The organism is Mesorhizobium sp. M0870, assembly GCF_040319775.1.
Classification (GTDB): Bacteria; Pseudomonadota; Alphaproteobacteria; order Rhizobiales; family Rhizobiaceae; genus Mesorhizobium.
The window spans coordinates 1-1,044 of record NZ_JAMYOI010000083.1 but is presented as its reverse complement, the minus strand read 5'-3'; the positions used below and the strand labels follow the sequence as shown (position 1 = coordinate 1,044).

Sequence of the window (1,044 nt, the reverse complement as noted above, 5' to 3'; positions counted from 1 at the left end):
TGTTTGATCCCAGGCTTTGATGGTGCATACTTTTCGTCCGAATCAAAGGATGCGCTATGGGCCAGGTTCTTCATGGGAGCGCCACGACGACAGAGGCGATCCGTCGAGCGATACAGCATAGTCAAGAGAGCCTGAGGGCGCTGGCGAAGCGCTACGGCATCAATCAGAAGACGGTTAGGAAGTGGAGGAACCGGACGTCGGCCGCCGATCTTCCGACTGGCCCCAGAGATCCGAAGTCGACAGTGCTATCGACTGAGGAAGAGGCGGTCATCGTCGCCTTTCGGCGTTATACGCTGCTGCCACTGGACGATTGCCTCTATGCTCTCCAACCGACGATCCCGCATCTGTCGCGGTCATCCTTGCATCGCTGCCTGCAGCGTCACGGGATAGGCAGGTTGCCGGATGTCGAGGCCGACAAGCCGGCAAGGAAGAAGTTCAAGGCCTATCCAATCGGCTACTTCCATATCGACGTCGCCGAGGTCCGAACCGAGCAGGGCAAGCTGCATATGTTCGTGGCCATAGATCGGACCTCGAAGTTCGCTTTCGTCGAGCTGCACGAGAAGGCAACGACAGCGGTCTCCGCCGATTTCCTGCGCCATCTTCTTGATGCTGTCCCTTACAAGATCCACACAGTGCTTACCGACAACGGCATTCAGTTCACGACCCCAGGTGCCGGCGGCTCGGCCGTTCCGCTGATCAAGGAAGCCATGGCGGCGGGAGAAATCATATGGGCGCACGCCTTCGAACATACTTGCGCCAAGGCCGATATCGACCACCGAACGACAAAGCCAAGGCACCCATGGACCAACGGCCAGGTCGAACGCATGAACCGCACGATCAAGGATGCGACCGTCAAACGCTTCTACTACGAGAGCCATGACCAACTGCGCCAGCATCTCGCCGATTTCGTCTTAGCCTATAATTTCGGCCGACGACTGAAGACCCTCAAGGGCCTCACGCCCTTTGAATACATCTGCAAAATCTGGACAAAAGAGCCCGAACGATTCAGGCTCCATCCAACCCATCAAACCTTGGGACTAAACA

1 protein-coding gene is annotated in these 1,044 nt (G+C 57.1%); it reads left to right on the top strand.

All coding sequences use genetic code 11. The features are described from left to right. Positions 1-56 precede the first annotated feature (56 nt). Positions 57-1,044, top strand: a 988-nt coding sequence (locus NKH97_RS33225; RefSeq protein WP_352799985.1) for an IS481 family transposase, incomplete at its 3' end; no start/stop codon positions are given.